Here is a 21337-nt window from a genome sequence, read left to right on the forward strand (position 1 = left end):
GGCCGGGGCTGATTGTCGGAGCCTCCTGGTAGGAAGGGGCTGATCGTCAGCCGACCGGCCGCCGACGCGTGGTCACCGAAGGAGGCCCGGATGTCCGTGGAAGACACCGCCGTGCGGGAGGACGTCATGACGGCCGGGGCGGGCCTGCGGATCTACCCCGACCCGGCGGACGTCTTCGTCGCCGACCAGGCCGAGTTGGCCCGGCACCTGCACCCGCTGGTCTCGATCGACCTGGCCCGGGTCAACCCCGCCTGGCACGGGTGGATCCACCTGCTGAGCCCGCTGGAGCCGTCGGAGGGCTGCATCGGCGACCACACCTCCGCCTTCCACACGGGGCTCCAGGCGCCCAACTGGCTCGGCTTCACGCTGGAGGGCGACCGCTTCCGCCTGGCCGGCGACCTGCGCTACTTCGCCCGGGCGGCGGGCCCGGACGAAGTCCCCGACCCCTGGCCCGGGTTCCACACCGACCTCGCCGAGCACTGCGAACGCCAGGAGCGCAGCTACCGGGCGCACCGCGACAGCTTCCGCCGCGAGGGCCGGCTCGTCCTGCTCGGCGACGACGGCCTGCCGCACCCCGGCCGCACCGGCGAGATGGCCCTCCTGGACCAGCTCGGCGGCTACGCCGACTCCGCCGGCAACTGGATCGAGACCGACCTGTTCCCGCTCGACTACGACGGCGACCGCACCTGGCCCGTCGGCCCGTCCGGCCGCCGCTTCGAGTTCGTGGCGGCGGTGCCCGGCTGGCACTACCGCAGCAGCGGCGCCGACTGGATCATGCTGTTCTTCGAACCCGTCGACCGGCTGGCCCTGTTGACCTTCGACTGGAGCTGAGGCGCGGACGGCTCCGGGCCGGTCAGGCGCGGCAGCGCAGCAGTTCCAGTGGCGGGCTGGCGAGGAGGTCCGCCCAGAAGTCCTCGCCGAACTCGCGCAGGCCGGCTTCGGACACCTGGAGCGGGACCCACTCGGCGTCGCCGAACCCGGCCGCCCGCAGGCACTGCTCGTAGACCTCGCGGCGCGGGGCCGCGCCCACGATGCTGATCGGCTGCGGGTCGAGGAGGGCCGTGATCCGCACCCGCGGCCCCGTCTCGGTCTCCTCGCCGGTCGGCTCGCAGCGGAACCCGTACCTGTCCAGGGAGGGGCAGTCGAAGCGGTAGTCGGGCTTCTGGGCGAGCACGAAGAACTCCCCGCCCGGCACCAGGCTCCGGTGGATGTTGCGGCACATCCGTTCCATCGCCGCGACGTCCTCGGCGTAGTTGAGGCACTGCACTCCCAGTGCGATGTCGAACTTCCGGTCGAAGAGCCGCAGTTCGGCCACGTCGCCGACCTCGTAGCGCACACCCAGCGGGTCGCGCCGCTCGATCGTGCGCGCGGCGGCGACCATCTCGACGGAGATGTCGACGCCGAGGACGTCGGTGGCGCCGCGCCGCTTGAACTCCCTGCTGTAGAAGCCGGTGCCGCACGCCAGGTCGAGGACCGACCTGGCGGCCACGTCCCCGACCAGGCCCAGGAAGCTCGGCACCTCCCCGTAGCGGATCAACGGCAGGGACTTGAACCCCTCGAACGCCTCGCCGATCCCGTCGTACTGCTGCACGCCCACGTGCCGCCCCTCCTGTGTGCCGCCCGCCGGGTCGCGGCCGTGGCGGAAAGTCTCCTCCGCCCCGGCGGGCCGCCGTACTGGCAGATGGCACAAAGAAGTTGGCCGGTGAATCGGGGGCGAACCCTCCTATCGCCCAACACCACTCTTCGGGGGCGGGGAAACGCCGTCGAAGGGCCATTCGAGTGACGTCCCGCGTCCTCGCGTGTCCGAACGGCCACACTGGCAGCGCTGAGGAAGCCCGCCGTTCAAAGGAGACGAGTCCGTGAAGAGCCTCGGAAGGACGCTGGTCACCGTCGGTGCCGCTGCGGTTCTGTGCATCGCAGTCCCGTCCGACGCCCAAGCCGCGGAGGGGACTTTCACCTACATCAGCAACAACCAGGAGCACACGCTGGAGAACCCCGAGGGCGACCGGTGCTACGACCTCGGCCGCCGCGTCACCGAGCTGTACAACGACACCGACGCGGAGGCGACCGTCTACCTCGGCGCCGGCTGCCGGGACGAGATCAAGACCATCAGGTCGGGTGGTTCGAGCACCCAGAGCGGCATCGGCTCGGTCAGTTTCACCGACGACGAGTAGCCGGCGCACCCGGCGGCGGGGCGGCCCGTCCGTCCGACGTGATCGTGAAGGGCTCGGACCAGTTGCCGGAATCACCGGACAGGACGACCCGGTAGTCGTCTCCAGGGGGGACGTTCGGCACGGTCACCTCCATCCGTCCCAGCAGGATGTCGAAGTCACGGGCGAGGACCCGGTCGAGGAGGGTGACGCCGCCCGCGCGCAAGGCGATGGACCCCGTGCGGTTGGTGATCTGCGCCGGCGGATCCGAGACGTCCCAGGTGACTTCGACCCGCTCGCCGACCCGCCAGACCGTCCCCGCGCGAGGGGAGAGAACGCGCGGCACGTAGACGTCGCGCCGGGACGTGCGCTCGGCGGAGTGGGCGGCCACCGCCGGACCGGTGGCCTGTGCCTGTGCCGGCACCGTGGCGAGCAGGCTCGGCATGGCGGCGGCGGCCAGTGCCACCACGCCCAGGACGGGTCCGTTCCAGATCCTCATGGCCCCAGTGTCTCGGTTCGGCCCGGAGTGAGCGCACGGACGGGCGCCGCTTCCCTCGATCGGGGGAACGGCCGTCGGTGACGGAGGGCCCGTGAGGGGGGGCGTGGCCCGAGGTCCGAGGGCGGCAAGCGGCCCGTCAGCCGCGTGACGGGGCGTGCGGTGCGGGCGCCACGGCCCCTTTCCCGGTGCAGGTCGGTCGCCTACGGTGGGTCACCCCGAAGACGAGGAACGGAGGTTCCCTGTGGCGGACGAGGTGACGACGCAGTACCGCAGCTACGCCTGGGAGGACGAGCACGGCGTCAAGTACGTGGCCGCCTACCCGGGCGACGAGGAGGCCGACGAGGAGCGCAAGGCCGAGCTGCGGGCGTTGGGCGCCCGCGTGTCGGCGGACCTGGTGGCCGAACAGGAGGCCGAGCGGGAAGCCCAGCGGGAAGCCCAGCGGCCGAGGGCCGGGCGGGTGGCCGGGCGTGCAGGGCCGGCGCTGCGGCTGATCCGTGGTGAAGGCTCGTCCTGAGTGCGTGACCGGGCCCGCCGGTGCGCAGGGCGCGGGCGGGCGGAGTGGGAAGTCGGCCGGGCCGACTTCCCACTCCGCGGTCGTCGGGGTGGTCCTCTCCCGGGCGGGGCCGCGGGGCGCGACCCGCTTCAGGCCGGGCCGTCGGGCGTGTAGTCGAAGGTGTGGGCCCGGTGTCGGGCGAGGTCGCCGAAGGAGCGGGCGGCGGCGCTCTGGTAGGCGGTGTCCCGGCGGAGCAGGGCGACGGCGCGCGAGGGGAGCGGCGGGTCGACCGGGACGGAGCGCAGGTGGGGGTGTTCGCGGGTGGTGGCGTCGGGTAGCACGGTGGCGAGGCCGGTGCGTTGGACGATCGCGACGAGCGCGCTGACGGAATTGGCCTCGACGGCGATCCGCGGCCGGACCCGGTGGTCGGAGAGGAACCGGTCGATGTGCTGCCGGGTCGCGAAGTCGCCGCTGAGCAGAGCGAGTTGCTGGTCGCCCAGCTCGCGGACCGGGAGCGGGCCCGGGTGGGCCGCGTACGGGTGGTCGGAGGCGACGACGAGGCCGAGGTGCTCGGTGAACAGGGTGGTGGCGGTGATGGCCGGCAGGTGCGCTCCGCCGAAGGCGATGCCGAGGTCGAGCTGGTCGGCGGCCAGCTCGGACTCGATGCGTTCCTGTGCCATCTCGCGGACGTCCAGGCTGATCCCGGGGTGGCGCGCGTGGAAGTCCCCGATGAGCGGCCCGGTCAGGTAGGCGGTGAAGGTCGGGGTCACGGCCAGGCGCAGGGTGCCGCGTGAGAGGTCCTTGACGTCCCGCACCGCGCGCTCGGCCGCCGCGAGGTCGCGCAGGGCCCGGCGCGCGTAGTGGGCGTAGGCCTGGCCGGCGTCGGTGAGGCGCACGGTGCGCCCGGAGCGGTCGAGGAGCTGCACGTGCAGCGAGCTCTCCAGCTGCTTGATCTGCTGCGAGAGGGTCGGCTGCGAGACGTGCAGGGCTTCGGCGGCGCGGGTGAAGTTGGCGTGCTCGGCCACGGCGAGCAGGTACCGGAGGTGGCGCAGTTCCATGAGCCAACTATAGGCAGTGCTGATGGCAGTGATGGTTACCGCGTCTTGGACACTATAGGACCAGGTCATGCATCGTTGAGGCCATCGGCAGGCACCACGGTCGTCGAAGAAGGAGTGACCTCATGAACGAGATGGCGCAGGGTTTCCAGCGGTTCAGCCGGGACGTGTTCCCGACCCGGGCGGCACTGTTCAAGAGGCTCGCCACCACCCATCAGCCGACCGCGCTGTTCATCGGCTGCTCGGATGCCCGGGTCGTGCCGGAGCTGATCACCCAGACCGATCCGGGCGAGCTGTTCGTCATCCGCACCGCCGGCAACCTCGTGCCCCCGTACACCCGGGGCGCGGACGGTGTCGCGGCGAGCATCGAGTACGCGGTCGGCGTGCTCGGGGTCACGGACGTGATCGTCTGCGGGCACTCCGCGTGCGGCGCGATGACCGCCCTCGCCTCCGGTGGCGACCTCACCGGCCTGCCCGCCGTCGCCACCTGGCTGCACCACGCGGACGTCGCCAAGGCCCGCACCGACGCGGCCGAGCACCCGGCCGGCGCGGAGCGGGTCGCCGCCCTGGTGAAGGACAACGTCCTCGCCCAGCTGGCCAACCTGAAGACCCACCCGTCGGTGGCCAAGGCCCTGGTGCAGGGCAGGGTGACCCTGCACGGCTGGGTCTACGACATCGGATCCGGCTCCGCCGAGACGCTCGACACCGACAGCGGACGGTTCGTCGCCCTGGCGGGCTGACCACCCCGTCCCCCCCCCGACCACTCCCTCCCACCATCCCCAGACCAGGTCCGGGCACCCGCCCCGGACCCATCCCCGAAAGGCCCATCCCATGGTGCACGCGCAGTTCGACCAGACCGCCCGTCAGCAGCTCGCCCTGGAGGTCGTCGACGCCAAGACCCGCAAGGACCTCACCTGGCAGGAGCTCGCCGACACGACCGGCCTGTCCGTCGCCTTCGTCACCGCCGCCCTGCTCGGCCAGCACGCCCTGCCCGCCGACGCGGCCAAGGCCGTCACCGAGCTCCTGGGCCTGGACGAGGACGCGGCCCGGCTGCTCCAGACCATCCCGCTGCGCGGCAGCATCCCCGGCGGCATCCCCACCGACCCGACCATCTACCGCTTCTACGAGATGCTCCAGGTCTACGGCACCACCCTCAAGGCCCTGGTCCACGAGCAGCTCGGCGACGGCATCATCAGCGCCATCAACTTCAAGCTCGACGTCAAGACCGTCGAGGACCCCGAGGGCGGCCACCGCGCCGTCATCACCCTGGACGGCAAGTACCTGCCCACCAAGCCGTTCTGATCCCCGTGCGGGCCGGGGCGGACCGACGGGTCCCCCGGCCCGCCGTCCCACCCCCGACCAGCAAGGAACCGCCACCGTGGACTTCGCCCAGCACACCATCGACCTCGCCCGCCGCAACGTCGCCGAAGGCGGGCGCCCGTTCGCCACCGTCATCGTCAAGGACGGCGAGATCCTCGCCGAGAGTCCGAACAAGGTCGCCCAGACCGGCGACCCCACCGCGCACGCCGAGATCCTCGCCATCCGCGACGCCTGCACGAGGCTCGGCACCGAGCACCTGACCGGCACCACCATCTACGTCCTCGCCCACCCCTGCCCGATGTGCCTGGGCTCGCTCTACTACTGCAGCCCCGACGAGGTCGTCTTCCTCACCACCCGCGACGACTACGAACCGCACTACGTCGACGACCGCAAGTACTTCGAACTCGCCACCTTCTACACCGAGTTCGCCAAGAACTGGGACGAGCGCCGGCTGCCGATGCGCTACCGGCCCAGCGACGCGGCCATCGACGTCTACCGGGCGTGGCGCGAGCGCAACGGCGGCGAACGCCGCGTCGCCGGCGCGCCCGTCGCGCCCGTCGCGCCCTGACGAGGGCGCACACGATGCCCGAGCCGATCGAGAAGGCCGCGTGGATCCGGCTGGAGAACGGCCGGGTCCACGCCGCAGTCAGCCTTCTCCTCCGCAGGCCACGGATCAGTTCGCCGAGAGGCGGGTCTACCGGGCGTCGAACTCGTCGGCGCGGACGGCGGTGACGAAGGCCTGCCAGGCGGGGGAGGGGAAGAGGAGGACGGGCCCGTCGGGGTCCTTGGAGTCGCGGACGGGCTGCACGCCGGTGAAGCCGTCGGCTACCTCGATGCACTGACCGCCACTGCCGCTGTGCGAACTCTTGCGCCAGGTGGTGTCCATCGCGGTTGCCTCCTGTGGGTGGAGTGGGAAGTCGGTGGGGATGACTTCCCACTCCGGCGTCAGATAGGCCTAGTTGGAGTCGAACTCGCCGGTACGGGTGGCGGTGACGAAGGCCTGCCAGGCGGCGGAGGAGAAGAGAAGGGCCGGGCCCTCGGGGTCCTTGGAGTCGCGGACGGGCATGAGGCCGGTGAAGCCGTCGGCGACCTCGACGCAGCCGTTCTGCCCGCCGCTGTACGTGCTTTTACGCCAGCCGGCGCTAGCCAGGTCAACGTCCATCCTCATAGTCCTTCCGTACCGCACGGATCATCTTCACGGATGCGGCCTGATTCAGTGCCCCGATCTGCAGCCGATCGTAGTCCCTGGCTAGCGGAAGGACAGCGTTGATATCGCGGTCGAGGTACCCGCGCAGCTCGGTTTCTGTGTATCCGAGCAGTTTGCGGTCCGGCATGGTCAGCAACGTCACGTGTGAGCTGAAAGGCCGGTCCTCACCCAAAGAATACGGGGCTACCTGGAGGAGGATGTTCGGGTTTGCGGCCAACTCATCGAGGTGCCGCAGTTGTTCGATCATCACCTCTGTTCCTCCGACAGTCCGACGCAGGCAACTCTCGTCGAGAACCGCATGAAGGAGAGGCGGAGGGGTGCGGTTCAGGAATTGCTGGCGCGTCATGAGGAAGTTCACCCGCTCCTCGGCCTGCTCGGGGGTGGCGTTGCCACGCCGGACGTTGCCCGCTTCCCAAGCGCTGGCGTAGGCCGGGGTTTGCAGCAGGCCAGACACGATGTCGATCGAGAACAGCCTGACCTCGGCGGCACGGTTCTCGTAGTTGGCGTACTCGGGGAAGCCCGGGACCAGGGCAGTGTGCTTGAGCTGCCAGTACATCAGCAGCAGGGTCCCGCCGGTCTGCAGGACTTCGTCGGCCTTGGTAGCAAACTTCTCACTCGGCGGTCGCTGCGCAAGTTCGACGAACGAGACGTAGGACGGGTGGACTCCGATCTTGCGCGCGAGCTGTTCCTGCTTGAGCCCCATCGCCCTGCGTGACCTGCGGAGTTGGACCCCGAACGGAGCCCAGGGAGATGACTGCGGGTCAATTTCCTTGATGTTCACCATGGCTGCTCCAACTCTCCAGACCACCGAGGTCAAGTCGTCTGCCACTTCCGATGCTAGGCGACACAGAGCCACCATGTGCACAGAACGTGAAACTCTGATCGCGGAAGGTTACTCCCATGGGCGATGTCCAAGTGCCCCGGCTCCACGGCTACGGGGTCCGCTGGGACCCGGAGGGCCGGTGTTACCGGGTGCGGAACGAGACGACGGGGGAGTGGCTGCGCAGCGGCACCTCGGGTGAGCTGGCCTCCTTCTCCTCCTTCTCCGCTGCCTTCAGCGCGTGGCGGGGGTTCGAGGTTCGGCGGCAGGTGGGGGCGTGATGGGGGAGAAGGTCTACCGGGCCACGGCCGACCAGCGGCGCCAGGCGGCCGACGTCCTGGACGACCTGACGGCCGTCCTCGCCCTCGGCGGGGTGAAGTTGCCCTCCGTCGAGGTGGATTGGGAGCACGGCCGCAGGACGGGCTGCTACCTCATCGGCCTCGGCTGCGCCCGCCCGTCCGCACTCCTGCGGGTCGTGGACCTGCTGCGCAAGGGGCTGCGCTACGAGCGCCTGACGCATGACGGCTGAACTCCTGGTCCGCCTGCTCTGGTGGGCGGGCTTCTCCCTCCTGCTCCTCGCCGCCCTCAGAAGGTGAACTACCCGATGCGCGACCCCCGTCTGCTCGCCAAGCCGCCGGTGTGCCGGCTCGGCTGCCTCGTCCTCGTCCGCAACCCGCGCGGCGACGTCCTCCTCGTCGACCCGGACTACATGGACGGCCTGATCCTGCCCGGCGGCGCCGCCCAGCCCAACGAGCCGCCCAACCTCGCCGCCGCCCGCCACCTCCACGCCGAGACCGGCCTCAACCTGCGCCTCACGGACGTCCTGGCCGTCGACTTCACCCCCGCCGACCGTTACCTGGAGCGCCTCAACCTGGTCTTCGACGGCGGCACCGTCACCGAGCACGCCGCCGCCCGCCTGACCGTCCCGCCCCGGCACCGCAGCGGCCTGTTCGGCGCCCGCTTCGTCCCCGCCCACGAACTCCCGGACGTCATGGCCCCCGCCCAAGCGGCCCGCGCCGCCGAAGCCCTCGCCAACCGCGCCGTCCCCCTCCTCCTCCACGGCCAACGCTCAAGCTGAAGGGCGCGATCTTAAAACCGCCTTTGACGAAGCCGCCGGGTGGCCGCCGCCATTCGCCGCCACCCGTCGGCGGGAAGCGCCGGTTCACCCGTGCGGTGGCCTGGCGCTTCCTTTGCCTGATGTGGCCGGAACCCACGTAGTTGTCACCGTACGGTCACCACGGGGTGAACAACGCCTAAAGGTCCAGACCACCGCCCAGTACGGCCAGGACGTCCGCCGCGTTCCAGTGCCCGGCGGCGCCCGGGCGGGAGGCCAGGTAGTCGGCGCAGCGGCGCGCGCTCCAGCCGTGGGACTCGGCCAGGCCGGCGGCCAGGGTGCGCAGATAGGGCGCCGAGGGAGGGTTGAGTTCGGCGCCGGCCACGCCTTCGGAGGCGGTGAAGGTCAGCAGCGGGTGCCCGTCCAGTGCGCCCGCGTGCACCAGCGTCTCGTACCGGCCGGGCCCGAGTCGGTCGCGTCCGTGCGCGAGGGCGCGGGTGAGGTCGAGGTCGGCGCCGGGGGAACGGTGCATCTCCTGGGCGGCGATGTCGCTGAACTGACTGACCGTCACCAAGTAGATGCGACAGGGAAGTTCGCCCGACGCGTCCGGGTCGTAGTAGCCGCTGCCGCCGCCCCACACCGCCGACTCCCGCGCGAAGTACAGCGTGCCGGGCAGCACCGTGGCCACGTCCCGGCGCGGCGGGCGGCGGTCGCGGCAGCCGGGGTAGGTGCGCGCGCCGCCGTCGGGGCGGCCGCCGCGCAGGTAGCAGGCGAGCCGGGCGGCGTGCAGGTTCGACCCGTACGCCGCGTACCAGACGAGCCCCGTGCCGCCCTCCGCACTGCCCTCCGCGCCGCCGGTCGGGCTACCGGAAGCGCCGCCCCCGCCCCCGGCCAGCCACCGGCGGGATCCGGCCACCATCATCGCTAAACCTCCAGATTTGGTGGGTCCGCTTTCACTACCGGTAGCGTCCCCGCCGCTATGGCGTAGACCACTCTTCGCCTTCCCGTCATATGCCTCCTGCCTCCGGCGATTACCCTTCGCCACCGAAAGCGATCGAAAAACCCCGAAATGACTTTCGAATCGTTCCCTGATGCCCCCATATGTCGCCGAAAATGAAAAGTTCCTTTGACTCCACCTTCACGGCATCCAGCGGGCTCCCAGTCGAGTCATGGTGAGTGAGGCACCACGCAAGGTGACTCCCCGCATTCATCCTTATGACTACTCCCAGCCGAGGACACTCCTTATGGACGCACGCCAGGACATGGCAGGACCGGGAACGCTGAACCGTCCCGGGCCCGCCCACGCCGCCGGTTGGCCGGCCGTCCGGCCCGCGCACCCCCGCAGCCTGCTCGACATCGTCACCGCCACCGCCGACGCCCACCCGCACGCACCCGCGCTGGACACCGGCACCGCCGTACTCGACTACCGCGCCCTCATGCACGAGGTCGACACCCTCGCCGGCGTCCTCGCCGGGCACGGCATCGGCACCGGAGACCGGGTCGGCGTGCGCATCCCCTCCGGCACCGCCGACCTGTACGTCGCCATCCTGGCCGTGCTGCGCTGCGGCGCCGCCTACGTGCCCGTCGACGCCGACGACCCCGACGAGCGCGCCGACATGATCTGGCAGGACGCCCAGGTGTGCGCCGTCCTCGGCGCCGAACGCCGACTCGCCCCCGGCTCCGGGGCCGAGCCCCGCGGCAACCCCGCCTGGCCCACCCCCGCCGACGACGCGTGGATCATCTTCACCTCCGGCACCACCGGCCGCCCCAAGGGCGTCGCCGTCACCCACCGCTCCGCCGCCGCCTTCGTCGACGCCGAGGCCCGCCTCTTCCTCCAGCAGCAGCCGCTCGGCCCCGGCGACCGCGTCCTGGCCGGCCTGTCGGTGGCCTTCGACGCCTCCTGCGAGGAGATGTGGCTGGCCTGGCGCCACGGCGCCTGCCTGGTGCCCGCCCCCCGCTCCCTCGTCAAGGCCGGCACCGACCTCGGCCCCTGGCTCGTCGAGCGCCGCATCACCGCCATCTCCACCGTCCCCACCCTGCTCGCCCTGTGGCCGCAGGAGTGCCTGGACGCCGTGCGCCTGATCATCGTCGGCGGCGAGGCCTGCCCCGCCGAACTCGTCGAGCGCCTCGCCACCCCCGGCCGCGAGTTCTGGAACACCTACGGCCCCACCGAGACCACCGTCGTCGCCACCGCCGCCCGCATGCTCCCCGGCCAGCCCGTACGCATCGGCACCCCCCTGGACGGCTGGGAGATCGCCGTCGTCGACGCCGCCGGCCACCCCGTCCCCTGGTACGAGACCGGCGAACTCCTCATCACCGGCATCGGCACCGCCCGCTACCTCGACCCCGCCAAGGACGCCGAGAAGTTCAGCGCCCACCCCGCCCTCGCCTCCCCGCGCGTCTACCGCAGCGGCGACCTCGTGCGCAACGACCCCGAAGGCCTCGTCTTCGTCGGCCGCGCCGACGACCAGATCAAACTCGGCGGCCGGCGCATCGAACTCGGCGAGATCGACGCCGCCCTCCAGGCCCTGCCCGGCATCCGCGCCGCGGCCGCCGCCGTCCGCAAGAGCCCCGCCGGCGCCGACCTGCTGGTCGGCTACCTCGTCGCCCAGCCCGGCACCACCCCCGACCTCACCGCCGCCCGCCAGCACCTGCTCGGACGCCTGCCCGCCCCGCTCGTGCCCGTCCTCGCCCTCGTCGACTCCCTGCCCACCCGCACCTCCGGCAAGGTCGACCGCAACGCCCTGCCCTGGCCGCTCGCCACCACCGGCACCGCCACCCCCGGCACCGCCGCCCCCCTGGACGGCACCGCCGGCTGGCTCGCCGGCCGCTGGGAGAGCATGCTCGGCATGGCCCCCGGCCACGGCGACGACTTCTTCGCCCTCGGCGGCTCCAGCCTCACCGCCGCCCGCCTCGTCTCCGAACTGCGCACCCGCCACCCCGGCGTCTCCGTCGCCGACCTCTACGCCCACCCCGTCCTCGGCGACCTCGCCGACTACCTCGACAACCTCGCCGGCCCCCCTCATGCCGGCGGCGCCGCGCGCACCCCCACCCCCGCCCCCGTCCGCACCGTGCGCCGCACCCCCGCCAGCGCCGGCCTGTGGCAGACCCTCATCCTGCTCGGCGTCTTCGGCATCTCCGGACTGCGCTGGATCCTCGCCCTCACCGCCTTCGACAACCTCATCGGCAACCACCTCAGCTGGGCCCCGCACAGCTCCTGGTGGCCCGTCGCCGCCGGCCTCCTCCTCTTCTACAGCGCCCCCGGCCGCACCCTCCTCGCCGCCGGCACCGCCCGCCTGCTCACCGCCGGCCTGCGCCCCGGCAGCCACCCCCGCGGCGGCCAGGCCCACCTGCGACTGTGGGCCGCCGAACGCGCCGTCACCCTCTTCGGCGTCGGCGCCCTCGCCGGCACCCCCTGGGCCCTGCGCTACGCCCGCGCGCTCGGCTGCCGCATCGGCGCCGGCGTCCTCCTGCACACCCTGCCCCCCGTCACCGGCCTCGCCCGCATCGGCGCCGGCGCCACCGTCGAACCCGAAGCCGACATCGCCGGCTGGTGGCTCGACGGCGACACCCTCCACCTGGGCCACATCGACATCGGCGACGGCGCCCGCATCGGCGGCCGCTCCACCCTCATGCCCGGCGCCCGCATCGGCGCCGGCGCCGACATCGCCCCCGGCTCCTGCGTCACCGGCGCCGTACCCGCCGGCGAACACTGGCACGGCTCCCCGGCCCGGCCCTCCACCGAGGCCCGCACCACCTGGCCCGCGGCCGCCGCCACCCCCCGCTCCCGCTTCTGGAACCTCGCCTACGGCGTCGGCCTGACCGTCTTCGGCCTCCTGCCGATCATCGCCGCCCTCCCCGCGCTCGCCATCGTCTTCACGATGGTCGACACCGACCGCACCCTCACCGCGGCCCTCCTCCAACTCCTGCCCGCCACCATCCCGCTGGCCGCCCTCACCCTGGTGTGCCACGCCACGCTGATAGCGACCACGGTCCGCCTCCTGTCCATCCCGCTGCGCCCCGGCTTCCACCCCGCCCACGGCCGCGTCGCCTTCTGCGCCTGGGCCGTCACCCGGCTCAGCGACACCGCCCGGCGCACCCTCTTCCCCTTCTACGCCAGCCTCTTCACCCCGGTGTGGCTGCGCCTGCTCGGCGCCAAGGTCGGCCGCCGCGTCGAAGCCTCCACCGTCCTGGCCCTGCCCGGCCTGATGCGCGTCGACGACGGCGCCTTCCTCGCCGACGACACCCTCGTCGCCCCCTACGAGCTGCGCGCCGGCTGGCTGCACATCGGCCCCTCGCACGTCGGGCGCCGCTCCTTCGTCGGCAACTCCGGCATCGTCGGCCCCGGCCGCCGACTGCCCGACAACTCCCTCGTCGGCGTCCTGTCCGACACCCCCGTCAACGCCCCCGAAGGCTCCTCCTGGCTCGGCCGTCCCGCCTTCGCCCTGCCGCGCGTCGCGGCCGCCGGCGGCGACGCCCGCACCTACAACCCGCCCCGGCGCCTGATGTGGGCCCGCGCCGGCGTCGAGCTGTGCCGCCTGCTGCCCATCGTCCTCGCCGCCCTCCTCGGCGACCTCGTCCTCGCCACCCTCCAGGAACTGCGCGACGACTACGGCCTCCCGCGCGCCCTGGCCGCCGCCGGCCTCGTCCTCATCGGCGCCGCCGTCGTCGCCTGCCTGGTCACCACCGCCGCCAAGTGGCTCCTCGTCGGGCGCTTCCGCGTCGCCGAACACCCCCTGTGGTCCACCTTCGTGTGGCGCAACGAGCTCTACGACAGCTTCGTCGAGGAACTCGCCATGCCCTTCGGCGGCTCCAGCATCACCGGCACGCCCTACCTCAACGCCTGGCTGCGCAGCCTCGGCGCCCACATCGGGCGCGGCGTGTGGTGCGAGACCCACTGGCTGCCCGAGAGCGACCTCGTCACCGTCGAGGCCGGCGCCAGCGTCAACCGCGGCACCGTCCTGCAGACCCACCTCTTCCACGACCGGGTCATGCGCCTGGGCCCCGTCCACCTCGGCCCCGGCTCCACCACCGGCCCGCACTCCATCGTCCTGCTCAACTCCTCCCTCGGCGCCGGCACCACCGTCGGCCCCGCATCCCTGGTCATGCGCGGCGAGAACGTCCCGGGCACCACCCGCTGGCTCGGCAACCCCGTCGCCGCCTGGAACGCCGACCCCACCCCGGCCGCCGGGCGGCGGGCCAAGCGCAAGGTCGGAGTGTGACGCGGGTCACTCCGGCTGGGCGATGAGTTGACGATGCGGTCGCGGTCCTACCTGGGTAGACCGCGACCGCATCCGTTCCCGTCCGTTCCCGTCCGCTCCCGAAAGGGCGTACCGGCCATGACCGCCACCCCCGCCAAGGGCCCCGCCAGCTACTTCCCGTCCATCGAGAAGAAGTACGGCCGGCCCGTCGCCGAGTGGAAGGACCTCATCCGCGCCTCCCCGCTCAGCAAGCACATGGAACTCGTCGCCTGGCTCAAGACCGAGCACGGCCTCGGCCACGGCCACGCCAACGCCCTCGTCGCCCACACCCTCGCCGAAGCCGAAGCCGAAGCCGCGGCCTGAGCCCGTCGCCCGGCGCTGCTGGTGACGCCCGGCCTGCGCCCCGTGGCGGGTGGTGGATGGCGGGCCGGCGGACGACGACGGGGCCGGGGCCGCCTGCGGCACGATCGGGAAGCAGGCAGCCCCGGACCCGGGTCGTTCCGTACGGGCGGGGCATCGACCGCGATGCCCGTACGGCTGCGGTCGGGACCCATTCGACGACTTCAACAGCACTTGAAGTCAAGCCCCCGGCGGCCCGAGGCGCCGGAGGGCGGGGTAGCCTCGCTCCCGGCGGGGGCCGGCGGACGAGGTTTCAGGGGCGGTCGAATGGAACAGCAACAGCGCGGCTACTGGCGGGTCGCGGACGGTTCGGCGGTCAGCTCCACCCAGGCCCAGGTCGCCTGGACCAGGGCCGCCTACCCGGCCCTGGTGGACGTGGCCCGCCGCTACCACGCGGTGATCACCTACTCCGAACTGGCCGAGACCGTGCAGGAGGCGGCCGGAGTGCGCACCCGGGTGCACCAGCGCACCTGGATCGGCAAAGTCCTGGCCCTGGTGGTGCGCGAGGCACACCGCCGCGGGGACCCGCCGCTGACCGCACTGGTGGTCCACTCCACCGACGGCATGGTCGGCGTCGGCTACCAGGAAGTACTGGCCGTGGCCGGACAGCCGCCGCTGGCAGCGGACATGGACCGCGAACACCACGCCGCCGCCGCCCGCCTCGCCTGCTACCGGCACTTCGGCGCCCAGCTGCCCGCCGACGGCGGCACCCCCGCCCTGGCCCCGCGCCTGCAAGCGGCCGTCAACCGCAAGGCGGCCGCCGCCACCCCGCCCCGCCCCCCGGCGATCTGCCCCTCCTGCTTCCTCCAACTGCCCGCCACCCGCATCTGCGACTCCTGCGGCGCCAGCGCGTAGGGGCTCTCCTGCGGATCACGCCGGGCCCGGACGGAGCAGCAGGCCGGATGGGATGATCTTGCCGGCAGTTCCGTACGAGGAGGCACGGTGGACGACCACTCGAAGCACGACCACTCCCGGTGGGAGGGCGTCGTGATCGCGGCCCGCGAACGTGCCCGCTCGCGGCAGGCCCTCATGGTCGAGCGCTTCGGACTGTCAGGTGACGTGCAGTACCACTGGTCGATGGACGACGCGCGGATCACCTGGTCGCGCAGGAGGAAGTGGTCGCGCAAGAGCGAGGTGTTCCTCACCGGCCGGCTCACGATGATCGGCAGCGTCAGCCTCGCCCGGCAGACCTGGCTGTGGTCCTGGGCGAACGAGTCGCTGCCGCCCGCCGTCCTGGGCGACATCGAACGGGTGCGGCGCTTCGGCGAGGACAACGACTTCCCCGTCCTGCCGTGGCCGGGCTTCGACTCCCACCCCGAACTCGTCGCCGAGGCGCGGATGGTCGCGGCCTCGGTGCTCGACGCCGACGGGCTGTGGGTGGAGTCGACGGACGACACGGAGCTCCACTTCCTGCTCCACGACCTGGTGCCCGCCGCGGCGGCCGACTAGACGGCCAGACGGGCGGGCGGCTCGTCGGGCGGCCAGACGGACGGGCGGGCGGTCGGGTAGGCGGGCGGCTCGTCGGGCGGCCGGGCGGGCGGCGGGAGCTCGCGGACCCGCGGCGGGGCGTCAGGCCCGGACACCGGCGGGCAGGCGGCCCGGCATCTGCCAGCCCTCGGCGAGACGGGAAGGGGCGAGCCGGCGCCCGTCGCCGAAGAACTCGCAGAACTTCATGATCAGCGGATCCCAGCCGAGCGGGTCCACGTAGTGGTCCGTACCGGGCACGATCAGGCGCTCCTCGACGTGCGCGCGCACCACGGTGACCTCGAAGGCGGTGCAGTGCGGGTTGCCCGCCAGCGGCGCGGCCGCCTCCAACCGGCACTCCAACTGGACCGGGCACTCGGCGACGCGCGGCGCCCGCACCAGCTCCGACGGCTGCTCGGTGAGCCCGGCGGCGGCGAACTTGCCCCGCTCGAAGCGGTAGCCCTGCTGCCGCCGGTGCTCGGTCAGATCCGGGTTGGCGGTCAGCAACGCGAGGGCGTCGACGGCGTCGACCTGCCCGGAGGAGGGCAGGTTGAGCACGCACTCGCCCTCGCGCCGCAGGTTGACGGCCGTCTGGGCGGTGTTGCCGAGGCCCAGCACGCAGGACTGCCCCAGCCACCACGCCGAGGACATCGGCGCCAGGTTGGCGCCGCCGTCCTCGTTGCGCGAGCTGATCAGCACCACCGGGGTGCCGAAATAGAGAACCTTGAGGTCGGTGGCCTTGTGCACGGGAATGCCGTCCTTGAGTGGGAAACCGTTGCCGGTCTCCGACTCTGCCCCCGCCCTGGAGGGGGCGCTGGCGGTGATCGGACACGGCGTTCCCGGCCCCGACGGGGGCGGACGGCCCTACGCCGGACGGCCCTGCACGCGTCGGCTCGGCCCCGACACACCGGTTCGGCCGTACGGGCGGGTTCAGCACCCGTACGGCCGGCGGTCAGAACGCGGCGCTGACCGGACCGCGAGCGGCCACCGTACGGGCCTGGCCGTCGCGCAGCCGGTAGGACAGGCCCACGACGGCCGCCGCGCCCTCGGCCACCTTGGCGGCCAACAGCTGGGAACGCTCCAGCAGCAGGTCCACGGTCTGGCGGATGTGCTCGTCGACGATCCCGTCCGGGTCCTCGATGCCCGCGGCCCGGGCCGACACCACGCTCGGGGTGACCCGCTCCACCACGTCCCGCACGAACCCGCCCGGCAGCCGCCCCTGGTCCAGCGCCTCCATCGCCGCGCCCACCGCGCCGCACGAGTCGTGCCCCAGCACCACCACCAGCGGGCACTCCAGCACGCTCACCCCGTACTCGATGCTGCCCAGCGCCTCCGCCCCGGTGACGTGCCCGGCCGTCCGCACCACGAACAGGTCGCCCAGCCCCCGGTCGAAGATGATCTCGGCCGCCAGCCGGGAGTCCGAACAGCCGAACAGCACCGCGAAGGGCCGCTGTGCCGGAGCGAGGGCGGCCCTGCGCCCGGCGTCCTGGTTGGGGTGCTCCGGGCTGCCCGCGACGAAACGGGCATTGCCCTCCATCAGCACCCGCATCGCCTGGTCGGGGCCGGATATCGGTGAGGAGATCATGCCTGCACCCTAGATCGCCGCAGGTGGGGCCCGCAGCAGGGGGGCCGGGGCTGGGGCCCGGCACCGCGTCGCTCCTCACCCGGCCGGCCCAGTCCACGGCCCGCCCACCCCGCTGCGCACGGCCTCGTCCGGCCCCGCCCGGCCCCTTCGCCGCCCGTGTGGCGGGAGGCCGGTGGGTATCGTCAACTAGCCTCCTGCGCAGCGGCGTTGGACGTGGCAGTGTCGGTCAGCGGCCCGGCCTGCCCTTGGAGACGAACACCTGGACCGTCGAGTGCGCAGGTGTGGTGCGGCCGGCCTGCGGCTCGGAGTTGATGACCGACCCGGCGGGCACGTTCCAGTCGGTGAACTCGTGGACCTCGTAGCGCAGTCCCGCCGTCTCCAGCGCCCTGATGGCCGCGTCCTTGGCCAGGTTGGCGAGCGGCGGCACACTCACCTGCACCCCGTCGGTCGGCTGCATCGGCGGCGGCGTGGGGGTGCCGAAGGCCATCGAGGGCCCGGGCGTGGGCGTGTCGGAGGGCGCGCCGGGGGAGGGTGTGCCGGACGACGTCGGCGCCGAGGCGTTCGCGGGGCCCGCGGGCAGGCCGCCGGAGGGCGACGGACCCGAACCCGGCGCGAGCAGTGCCGCACCCGTGCCGATGGCGACCACCGCGGCCGCCGCCACCGCGCCGCTGAGCACGGTGCGACGGCGCACCGTGCGCCGGATGGCGAGGGCGTCGATGACGGGGGCCGGGGTGTTGTCGGCGAATGCGGTCATGGCGGCGAGGAGTTCCTTGTCGAAGTCGGGGTCGGAGCCGGGGTCGGAGGCGGGGTCGGAGGCGGGGTGGTCGGGGTCGGGGCCGGGATCGTGGGACGGGAAGCGGGTCATCACGCACCTCCGCGCGAGGTCGGCGGCGCGGACGGGACGTCCTGCCGAGGCAGTGCGGACCGCAGTTTCGCGAGGCCGCGGGCGAGTTGGGAGCGCACGGCGCCGGGGGAGATGTCCAGCGTCTGCGCGATCTCCTGGTCCCCCAGGTCGTGGAGGTAGTACAGGACGACCACGGTGCGCATCCCCATCGGCAGCGTGTGCAGCGCCGCGACGAGCTCCGCGCGCAACTCCACCGACCGGTAGGCGTCGCGCGGGTCGGCGCGCTCGGCGCCGGGCGCCGCGGCGGGCCGCTCGCCGGAGCGGCTCAGCCGCCGCCAGCGGTCGTTGACCAGGTTCACCAGGATCCGGCGCACGTACGCCTCGGGCGCTTCCGCGGCCGCCACCCGCCGCCAGTTGCGGCAGGATCGTTCCAGCGCCTCCTGGACGAGGTCCTCCGCGGTGTGCGCGTCCCCGGTGAGCACGTACGCCGTCCGGAACAGCGCGCCCGAACGCTGCTGTACGAACTCGACGAAGTCGATCCCGGGACTGGCCCTGCGCAGCCTCACCCGCCGCCCTCGCTCTCTTCACTCTTCCGCCGTCACCTTCGCCCCCATGACGGCCCCCGGCACCGCCCTGCTGCACCGCCACCGCGAAAGTGACGCGCCTCACAACGCTTCGAAGTCGAACGGGCCGAACGGGCCGAACGGGCCGGACGGGCCGGACCACCGCGGCAGCCCGGGGAGCACACACGCGGGCGCAACGATGCGCAAACGATGCGAGTAGCCCGGGCGGTGGCCGCTCCGGGACGGTCGCAGTGTGCACGCACTGATCGACCGGCCGGCACCCCGACCCCCGGCACCCCGGCCCCCGTCAGACGAGACGCCCGGCACCGAACCCCCCGGCATCGAACCCCCGGGCGGCGGCGGACAGGCCGGGCTGCGCGCCCTGGCGGCACGCGTGGCCGGCGGCGACGAGTGGGCCTTCGAGGAGCTGTACGCCGCCACCGCCGGAACCGTCCTGGGCCTCGTGCTACGGGTGCTGCGCGACCACGCCCAGGCCGAGGAGGTCACCCAGGAGGTGTTCCTGCAGGTGTGGCGGGAGGCGGCGCGCTACCGTCCCGAACGCGGCGAGGTCCTGCCCTGGATGCTCACCCTCGCCCACCGGCGCGCCGTCGACCGGGTCCGCTCCGCCCAGGCCGCCGCCGACCGCGACCGCACCGCCGCCCTGCGCGCCTACACCCCGGTCTTCGACGAGGTCGCCGACCAGGTCGAACGCGACCTGGACCGCGGCCGGGAACGCGAACGGGTCCGCCGCGCCCTGGCCACCCTCACCGACGTCCAGCGCGAATGCCTGCTGCTGGTCTACTACGGCGGCCGCACCCAAGCCCAGGCCGCCGAAGCCCTCGGCGCCCCCCTCGGCACCGTCAAGACCCGCATCCGCGACGCCCTGCTACGCCTGCGCACCCAACTCGCCGACCCCCCACCCCACCCGGCACAGCCCCGCGCCCGCACCCGCCTGCCAAATCTGTAGACCGACCTACATATTCCGCTCGGACCCGCGGTCGTGGTGCGCACAGGAAGTCGATGGCTCCGACTTCCTGCGCGCGCCGGCGGCTTGGTTCTGTGTCCGGGCCTGCCCTGCCGGGGTTCTCGGCGCGCCGGGGGGGAATCTGTAGACCGGCCTACATATTCTGCTCGGACCCGCGGTCGTGGTGCGCGCAGGAAGTCGACGGGCCCGACTTCCTGTGCGCGCCGGCGGCTTGGTTCTGTGTCCGGGCCTGCCCTGCCGGGGTTCTCGGCGCGCCGGGGGGGCGAATCTGTAGACCGGCCTACATATTCTGCTCGGACCCGCGGTCGTGGTGCGCACAGGAAGTCGACGAGCCCGACTTCCTGCGCGCGCCGATGGCTTCCGGGGAACGAGCCCTGCTTGCCGTCCGCGTCCGCGACGCCCGCTGCCCCGGCCTGTCCCGCATAGGCTCACGCATGTGCCCGTCCCCGTCCCCGTCCCCGCGGCTGCCTCCGCCGACCGGCCGCCGGCCCAGGCCAGCCTGACCACCGGTGCCCTCGCCCGCATGCTCGGCGTTTCCCCGACCACCGTCCGCTCCTGGGAACGCCGCTACGGCATCGGCCCCGCCCGGCGCGACCCCGGGCGCCACCGCCAGTGGAGCCCGCGGGACGTCGCCGTCCTGGCGGAGATGTGCCGCCTGACCGCCCGCGGCGTCACCCCGGCCGAGGCCGCCCGCCTCGCCCTCGCCGCCGAGGCCCCAGAACCGCCCGAGGCTCGCGAGCCGGCGGGGCCGGCTGCCGGCGGGTCGGCCCCCGGTGGCGGGAACGCCCTGCCCGTCGGCACCGTCCGCCCCGAATGCCGGGGGCTGGCCCGCGCGGCCGTTCGCCTCGACGCCCCCGAGCTCGCCCGGATCCTGCGACACAGCGTCGACACCCTCGGCCCGGTCGCCGCCTGGACCGAGGTGATGATGCCCGCGCTGCGCGCCGCCGGCCGCAAGTGGGCCGCCGAGGGCGAGCGCTACGTCGAGGTCGAGCACCTGCTGTCCTGGCACGTGGCCGCTGCTTTGCGCCGCGCCGCCGACCGGGTCGAGCCGCCTCAGGGTCCGGCCGTCCTGCTCGCGGGCATGCCCACCGAACTGCATGCCCTGCCGCTGGAGGCGCTGGCTGCGGGGCTGGCCGAACGGGGTCTGCCGTTTCGGATGTTCGGCCCGGCACTGCCGACCGAAGCCCTGCTGGAAGCGGTCCGCCGCACCGGCCCGCCCGCCGTCCTGCTCTGGTCCCAGGTCGCCCGCACCGCCGACCGGGCCCTGGCCCGCCGTGTCGCCGAGACCGCCTGGGGCCCCCACGGTGCCCGCACCCGTCCCGTCGTCCTGACCGCCGGCCCCGGCTGGACCGGCCCCCGTCGCCCCCCGGGCGCCCTGCGCCCCCGCGACCTGCCCACCGCCCTCGACCAGCTGGAGCACCTGCTGCGCTGAACCCCCGCCCCTGCGGAACCGCGGAACGTGCGCCATACAGCCTTGCCCGCGGGCTCGCGCCGCCGGCTCCGGAGTGAATATACCGACCGGTCTACAGATTTGATCGTGCCCGCAGTGCGCACAGGAAGTCGGCCTGCCCGACTTCCTGTGCGGGGTGGCTCGCCCTCGGCTTCGCCACGCGGCGGGGCCTGCAGGCGAGCGGCCTGCGAAACGGAAAAATATTGGGGCGTATCTATATTTGGGGGGGGGGGGGGGGGGGGGGGGGG

General features: G+C 73.2%; 27 protein-coding genes. 15 read left to right on the forward strand and 12 right to left on the reverse strand.

Translation table 11 applies throughout. From position 1 onward, the window contains the following. Positions 1-90 precede the first annotated feature (90 nt). A complete protein-coding gene (locus tag ACIO9K_RS29405; RefSeq protein WP_400334514.1) occupies positions 91-831 on the forward strand; it encodes a hypothetical protein in 741 nt (246 codons plus the stop codon). 22 nt (positions 832-853) lie between these two features. On the opposite strand, the gene ACIO9K_RS29410 is transcribed toward ACIO9K_RS29405, so the two are convergent. Continuing rightward, complete coding sequence (locus ACIO9K_RS29410) at positions 854-1597, reverse strand: class I SAM-dependent methyltransferase (protein ID WP_400334516.1); 744 nt, start codon at positions 1595-1597, stop codon at positions 854-856. Between the two features lie 262 nt (positions 1598-1859). Here ACIO9K_RS29410 and ACIO9K_RS29415 point away from each other — a divergent pair, with 262 nt between their 5' ends. After that, the gene (locus ACIO9K_RS29415) at positions 1860-2174 is read left to right on the forward strand and encodes a hypothetical protein (protein WP_363623993.1); all 315 of its coding nucleotides are present in this window, start codon (positions 1860-1862) and stop codon (positions 2172-2174) included. Here the strand turns inward: ACIO9K_RS29415 and ACIO9K_RS29420 are convergent. Then, positions 2158-2649 carry a GPI anchored serine-threonine rich family protein gene (locus ACIO9K_RS29420; protein WP_363623995.1) on the reverse strand — a complete coding sequence of 164 codons (492 nt, stop codon included), beginning with the start codon at positions 2647-2649 and terminating at the stop codon, positions 2158-2160. The two genes, ACIO9K_RS29415 and ACIO9K_RS29420, sit on opposite strands and share 17 nt — an antisense overlap. Before the next feature lie 241 nt (positions 2650-2890). Between ACIO9K_RS29420 and ACIO9K_RS29425 the strand changes: the two genes are divergently transcribed. Further along, positions 2891-3163, forward strand: coding sequence for a hypothetical protein (locus tag ACIO9K_RS29425; protein ID WP_363623997.1), 273 nt, complete (start codon positions 2891-2893; stop codon positions 3161-3163). A 128-nt stretch (positions 3164-3291) separates the two neighbouring features. Here ACIO9K_RS29425 and cynR read toward each other — a convergent pair whose 3' ends face one another. Next, positions 3292-4200: a transcriptional regulator CynR gene (gene cynR, locus ACIO9K_RS29430; RefSeq protein WP_400334519.1), complete on the reverse strand. Its 909-nt coding sequence runs from the start codon at positions 4198-4200 to the stop codon at positions 3292-3294. 122 nt (positions 4201-4322) lie between these two features. Here cynR and ACIO9K_RS29435 point away from each other — a divergent pair, with 122 nt between their 5' ends. The 3 genes from ACIO9K_RS29435 (at position 4323) to ACIO9K_RS29445 (ending at position 6085) form a co-directional block, all read left to right on the forward strand. Then, positions 4323-4937 carry a carbonic anhydrase gene (locus ACIO9K_RS29435; protein ID WP_400334521.1) on the forward strand — a complete coding sequence of 205 codons (615 nt, stop codon included), beginning with the start codon at positions 4323-4325 and terminating at the stop codon, positions 4935-4937. Between the two features lie 91 nt (positions 4938-5028). Further along, positions 5029-5499, forward strand: a complete 471-nt coding sequence (cynS, locus tag ACIO9K_RS29440) for a cyanase (RefSeq protein ID WP_350881326.1) — start codon at positions 5029-5031, stop codon at positions 5497-5499. A gap of 76 nt (positions 5500-5575) precedes the next feature. Then, positions 5576-6085 (forward strand): nucleoside deaminase, encoded by a 510-nt coding sequence (locus ACIO9K_RS29445; protein ID WP_400334523.1) that lies wholly within the window; start codon positions 5576-5578, stop codon positions 6083-6085. Positions 6086-6211: 126 nt separating this feature from the next. Here the strand turns inward: ACIO9K_RS29445 and ACIO9K_RS29450 are convergent, their stop codons facing one another. From ACIO9K_RS29450 to ACIO9K_RS29460, 3 genes are all read right to left on the reverse strand, one after another. Next, positions 6212-6403 carry a DUF397 domain-containing protein gene (locus ACIO9K_RS29450; RefSeq protein WP_400334525.1) on the reverse strand — a complete coding sequence of 64 codons (192 nt, stop codon included), beginning with the start codon at positions 6401-6403 and terminating at the stop codon, positions 6212-6214. A gap of 69 nt (positions 6404-6472) precedes the next feature. Then, entirely contained in the window at positions 6473-6679 is a 207-nt protein-coding gene (locus ACIO9K_RS29455) for a DUF397 domain-containing protein (RefSeq protein ID WP_400334527.1), read from the reverse strand. After that, complete coding sequence (locus tag ACIO9K_RS29460; RefSeq protein ID WP_363624006.1) at positions 6669-7508, reverse strand: helix-turn-helix transcriptional regulator; 840 nt, start codon at positions 7506-7508, stop codon at positions 6669-6671. The genes ACIO9K_RS29455 and ACIO9K_RS29460 overlap by 11 nt, the downstream gene beginning before the upstream one ends. A 116-nt stretch (positions 7509-7624) precedes the next feature. Between ACIO9K_RS29460 and ACIO9K_RS29465 the strand changes: the two genes are divergently transcribed. The 3 genes from ACIO9K_RS29465 to ACIO9K_RS29475 all read left to right on the forward strand — a co-directional run bounded on the left by ACIO9K_RS29465 (position 7625) and on the right by ACIO9K_RS29475 (position 8622). Next, on the forward strand, positions 7625-7825 hold the full coding sequence (locus tag ACIO9K_RS29465; protein WP_363378178.1) for a hypothetical protein: 201 nt from the start codon (positions 7625-7627) through the stop codon (positions 7823-7825). Next, positions 7825-8073 (forward strand): hypothetical protein, encoded by a 249-nt coding sequence (locus ACIO9K_RS29470; RefSeq protein ID WP_400334529.1) that lies wholly within the window; start codon positions 7825-7827, stop codon positions 8071-8073. Before ACIO9K_RS29465 ends, ACIO9K_RS29470 begins: the two co-directional genes overlap by 1 nt. Before the next feature lie 75 nt (positions 8074-8148). Further along, positions 8149-8622 (forward strand): NUDIX domain-containing protein, encoded by a 474-nt coding sequence (locus ACIO9K_RS29475; protein WP_400334531.1) that lies wholly within the window; start codon positions 8149-8151, stop codon positions 8620-8622. Between the two features lie 175 nt (positions 8623-8797). Here ACIO9K_RS29475 and ACIO9K_RS29480 read toward each other — a convergent pair whose 3' ends face one another. Continuing rightward, positions 8798-9517: a histone deacetylase gene (locus tag ACIO9K_RS29480; protein WP_400334533.1), complete on the reverse strand. Its 720-nt coding sequence runs from the start codon at positions 9515-9517 to the stop codon at positions 8798-8800. Positions 9518-9842: 325 nt separating this feature from the next. Here ACIO9K_RS29480 and ACIO9K_RS29485 point away from each other — a divergent pair, with 325 nt between their 5' ends. From ACIO9K_RS29485 to ACIO9K_RS29500, 4 genes are all read left to right on the forward strand, one after another. Beyond that, complete coding sequence (locus tag ACIO9K_RS29485) at positions 9843-13820, forward strand: Pls/PosA family non-ribosomal peptide synthetase (RefSeq protein WP_400334535.1); 3978 nt, start codon at positions 9843-9845, stop codon at positions 13818-13820. Positions 13821-13937: 117 nt separating this feature from the next. Then, positions 13938-14162 carry a DUF4287 domain-containing protein gene (locus ACIO9K_RS29490; RefSeq protein ID WP_400334537.1) on the forward strand — a complete coding sequence of 75 codons (225 nt, stop codon included), beginning with the start codon at positions 13938-13940 and terminating at the stop codon, positions 14160-14162. A 303-nt stretch (positions 14163-14465) separates the two neighbouring features. After that, a complete protein-coding gene (locus ACIO9K_RS29495; RefSeq protein WP_063352909.1) occupies positions 14466-15053 on the forward strand; it encodes a hypothetical protein in 588 nt (195 codons plus the stop codon). Between the two features lie 87 nt (positions 15054-15140). Next, positions 15141-15647 carry a DUF6882 domain-containing protein gene (locus tag ACIO9K_RS29500; protein WP_363586772.1) on the forward strand — a complete coding sequence of 169 codons (507 nt, stop codon included), beginning with the start codon at positions 15141-15143 and terminating at the stop codon, positions 15645-15647. Here the strand turns inward: ACIO9K_RS29500 and ACIO9K_RS29505 are convergent. The 5 genes from ACIO9K_RS29505 to ACIO9K_RS29525 all read right to left on the reverse strand — a co-directional run bounded on the left by ACIO9K_RS29505 (position 15644) and on the right by ACIO9K_RS29525 (position 18651). Then, positions 15644-15781, reverse strand: coding sequence for a hypothetical protein (locus tag ACIO9K_RS29505; RefSeq protein WP_400334665.1), 138 nt, complete (start codon positions 15779-15781; stop codon positions 15644-15646). The genes ACIO9K_RS29500 and ACIO9K_RS29505 overlap by 4 nt on opposite strands. Further along, the gene (locus ACIO9K_RS29510) at positions 15768-16409 is read right to left on the reverse strand and encodes a flavin reductase family protein (protein WP_363624020.1); all 642 of its coding nucleotides are present in this window, start codon (positions 16407-16409) and stop codon (positions 15768-15770) included. Before ACIO9K_RS29510 ends, ACIO9K_RS29505 begins: the two co-directional genes overlap by 14 nt. Before the next feature lie 205 nt (positions 16410-16614). Continuing rightward, a complete protein-coding gene (locus ACIO9K_RS29515) occupies positions 16615-17247 on the reverse strand; it encodes a carbonic anhydrase (RefSeq protein ID WP_363586774.1) in 633 nt (210 codons plus the stop codon). Positions 17248-17473: 226 nt separating this feature from the next. Continuing rightward, on the reverse strand, positions 17474-18112 hold the full coding sequence (locus ACIO9K_RS29520) for a PASTA domain-containing protein (RefSeq protein WP_400334540.1): 639 nt from the start codon (positions 18110-18112) through the stop codon (positions 17474-17476). Then, positions 18112-18651: a SigE family RNA polymerase sigma factor gene (locus ACIO9K_RS29525; protein WP_400334657.1), complete on the reverse strand. Its 540-nt coding sequence runs from the start codon at positions 18649-18651 to the stop codon at positions 18112-18114. Before ACIO9K_RS29525 ends, ACIO9K_RS29520 begins: the two co-directional genes overlap by 1 nt. Positions 18652-18994: 343 nt before the next feature. Between ACIO9K_RS29525 and sigK the strand changes: the two genes are divergently transcribed. Continuing rightward, the gene (gene sigK / locus ACIO9K_RS29530; protein ID WP_400334659.1) at positions 18995-19621 is read left to right on the forward strand and encodes an ECF RNA polymerase sigma factor SigK; all 627 of its coding nucleotides are present in this window, start codon (positions 18995-18997) and stop codon (positions 19619-19621) included. Between the two features lie 541 nt (positions 19622-20162). Then, a complete protein-coding gene (locus tag ACIO9K_RS29535) occupies positions 20163-21071 on the forward strand; it encodes a MerR family transcriptional regulator (protein WP_400334661.1) in 909 nt (302 codons plus the stop codon). The last annotated feature ends 266 nt before the right edge of the window (positions 21072-21337 follow it).

The sequence above is a fragment of the Kitasatospora sp. NPDC087271 genome, from assembly GCF_044744605.1.
In the GTDB taxonomy this organism is placed as follows: Bacteria; Actinomycetota; Actinomycetes; order Streptomycetales; family Streptomycetaceae; genus Kitasatospora.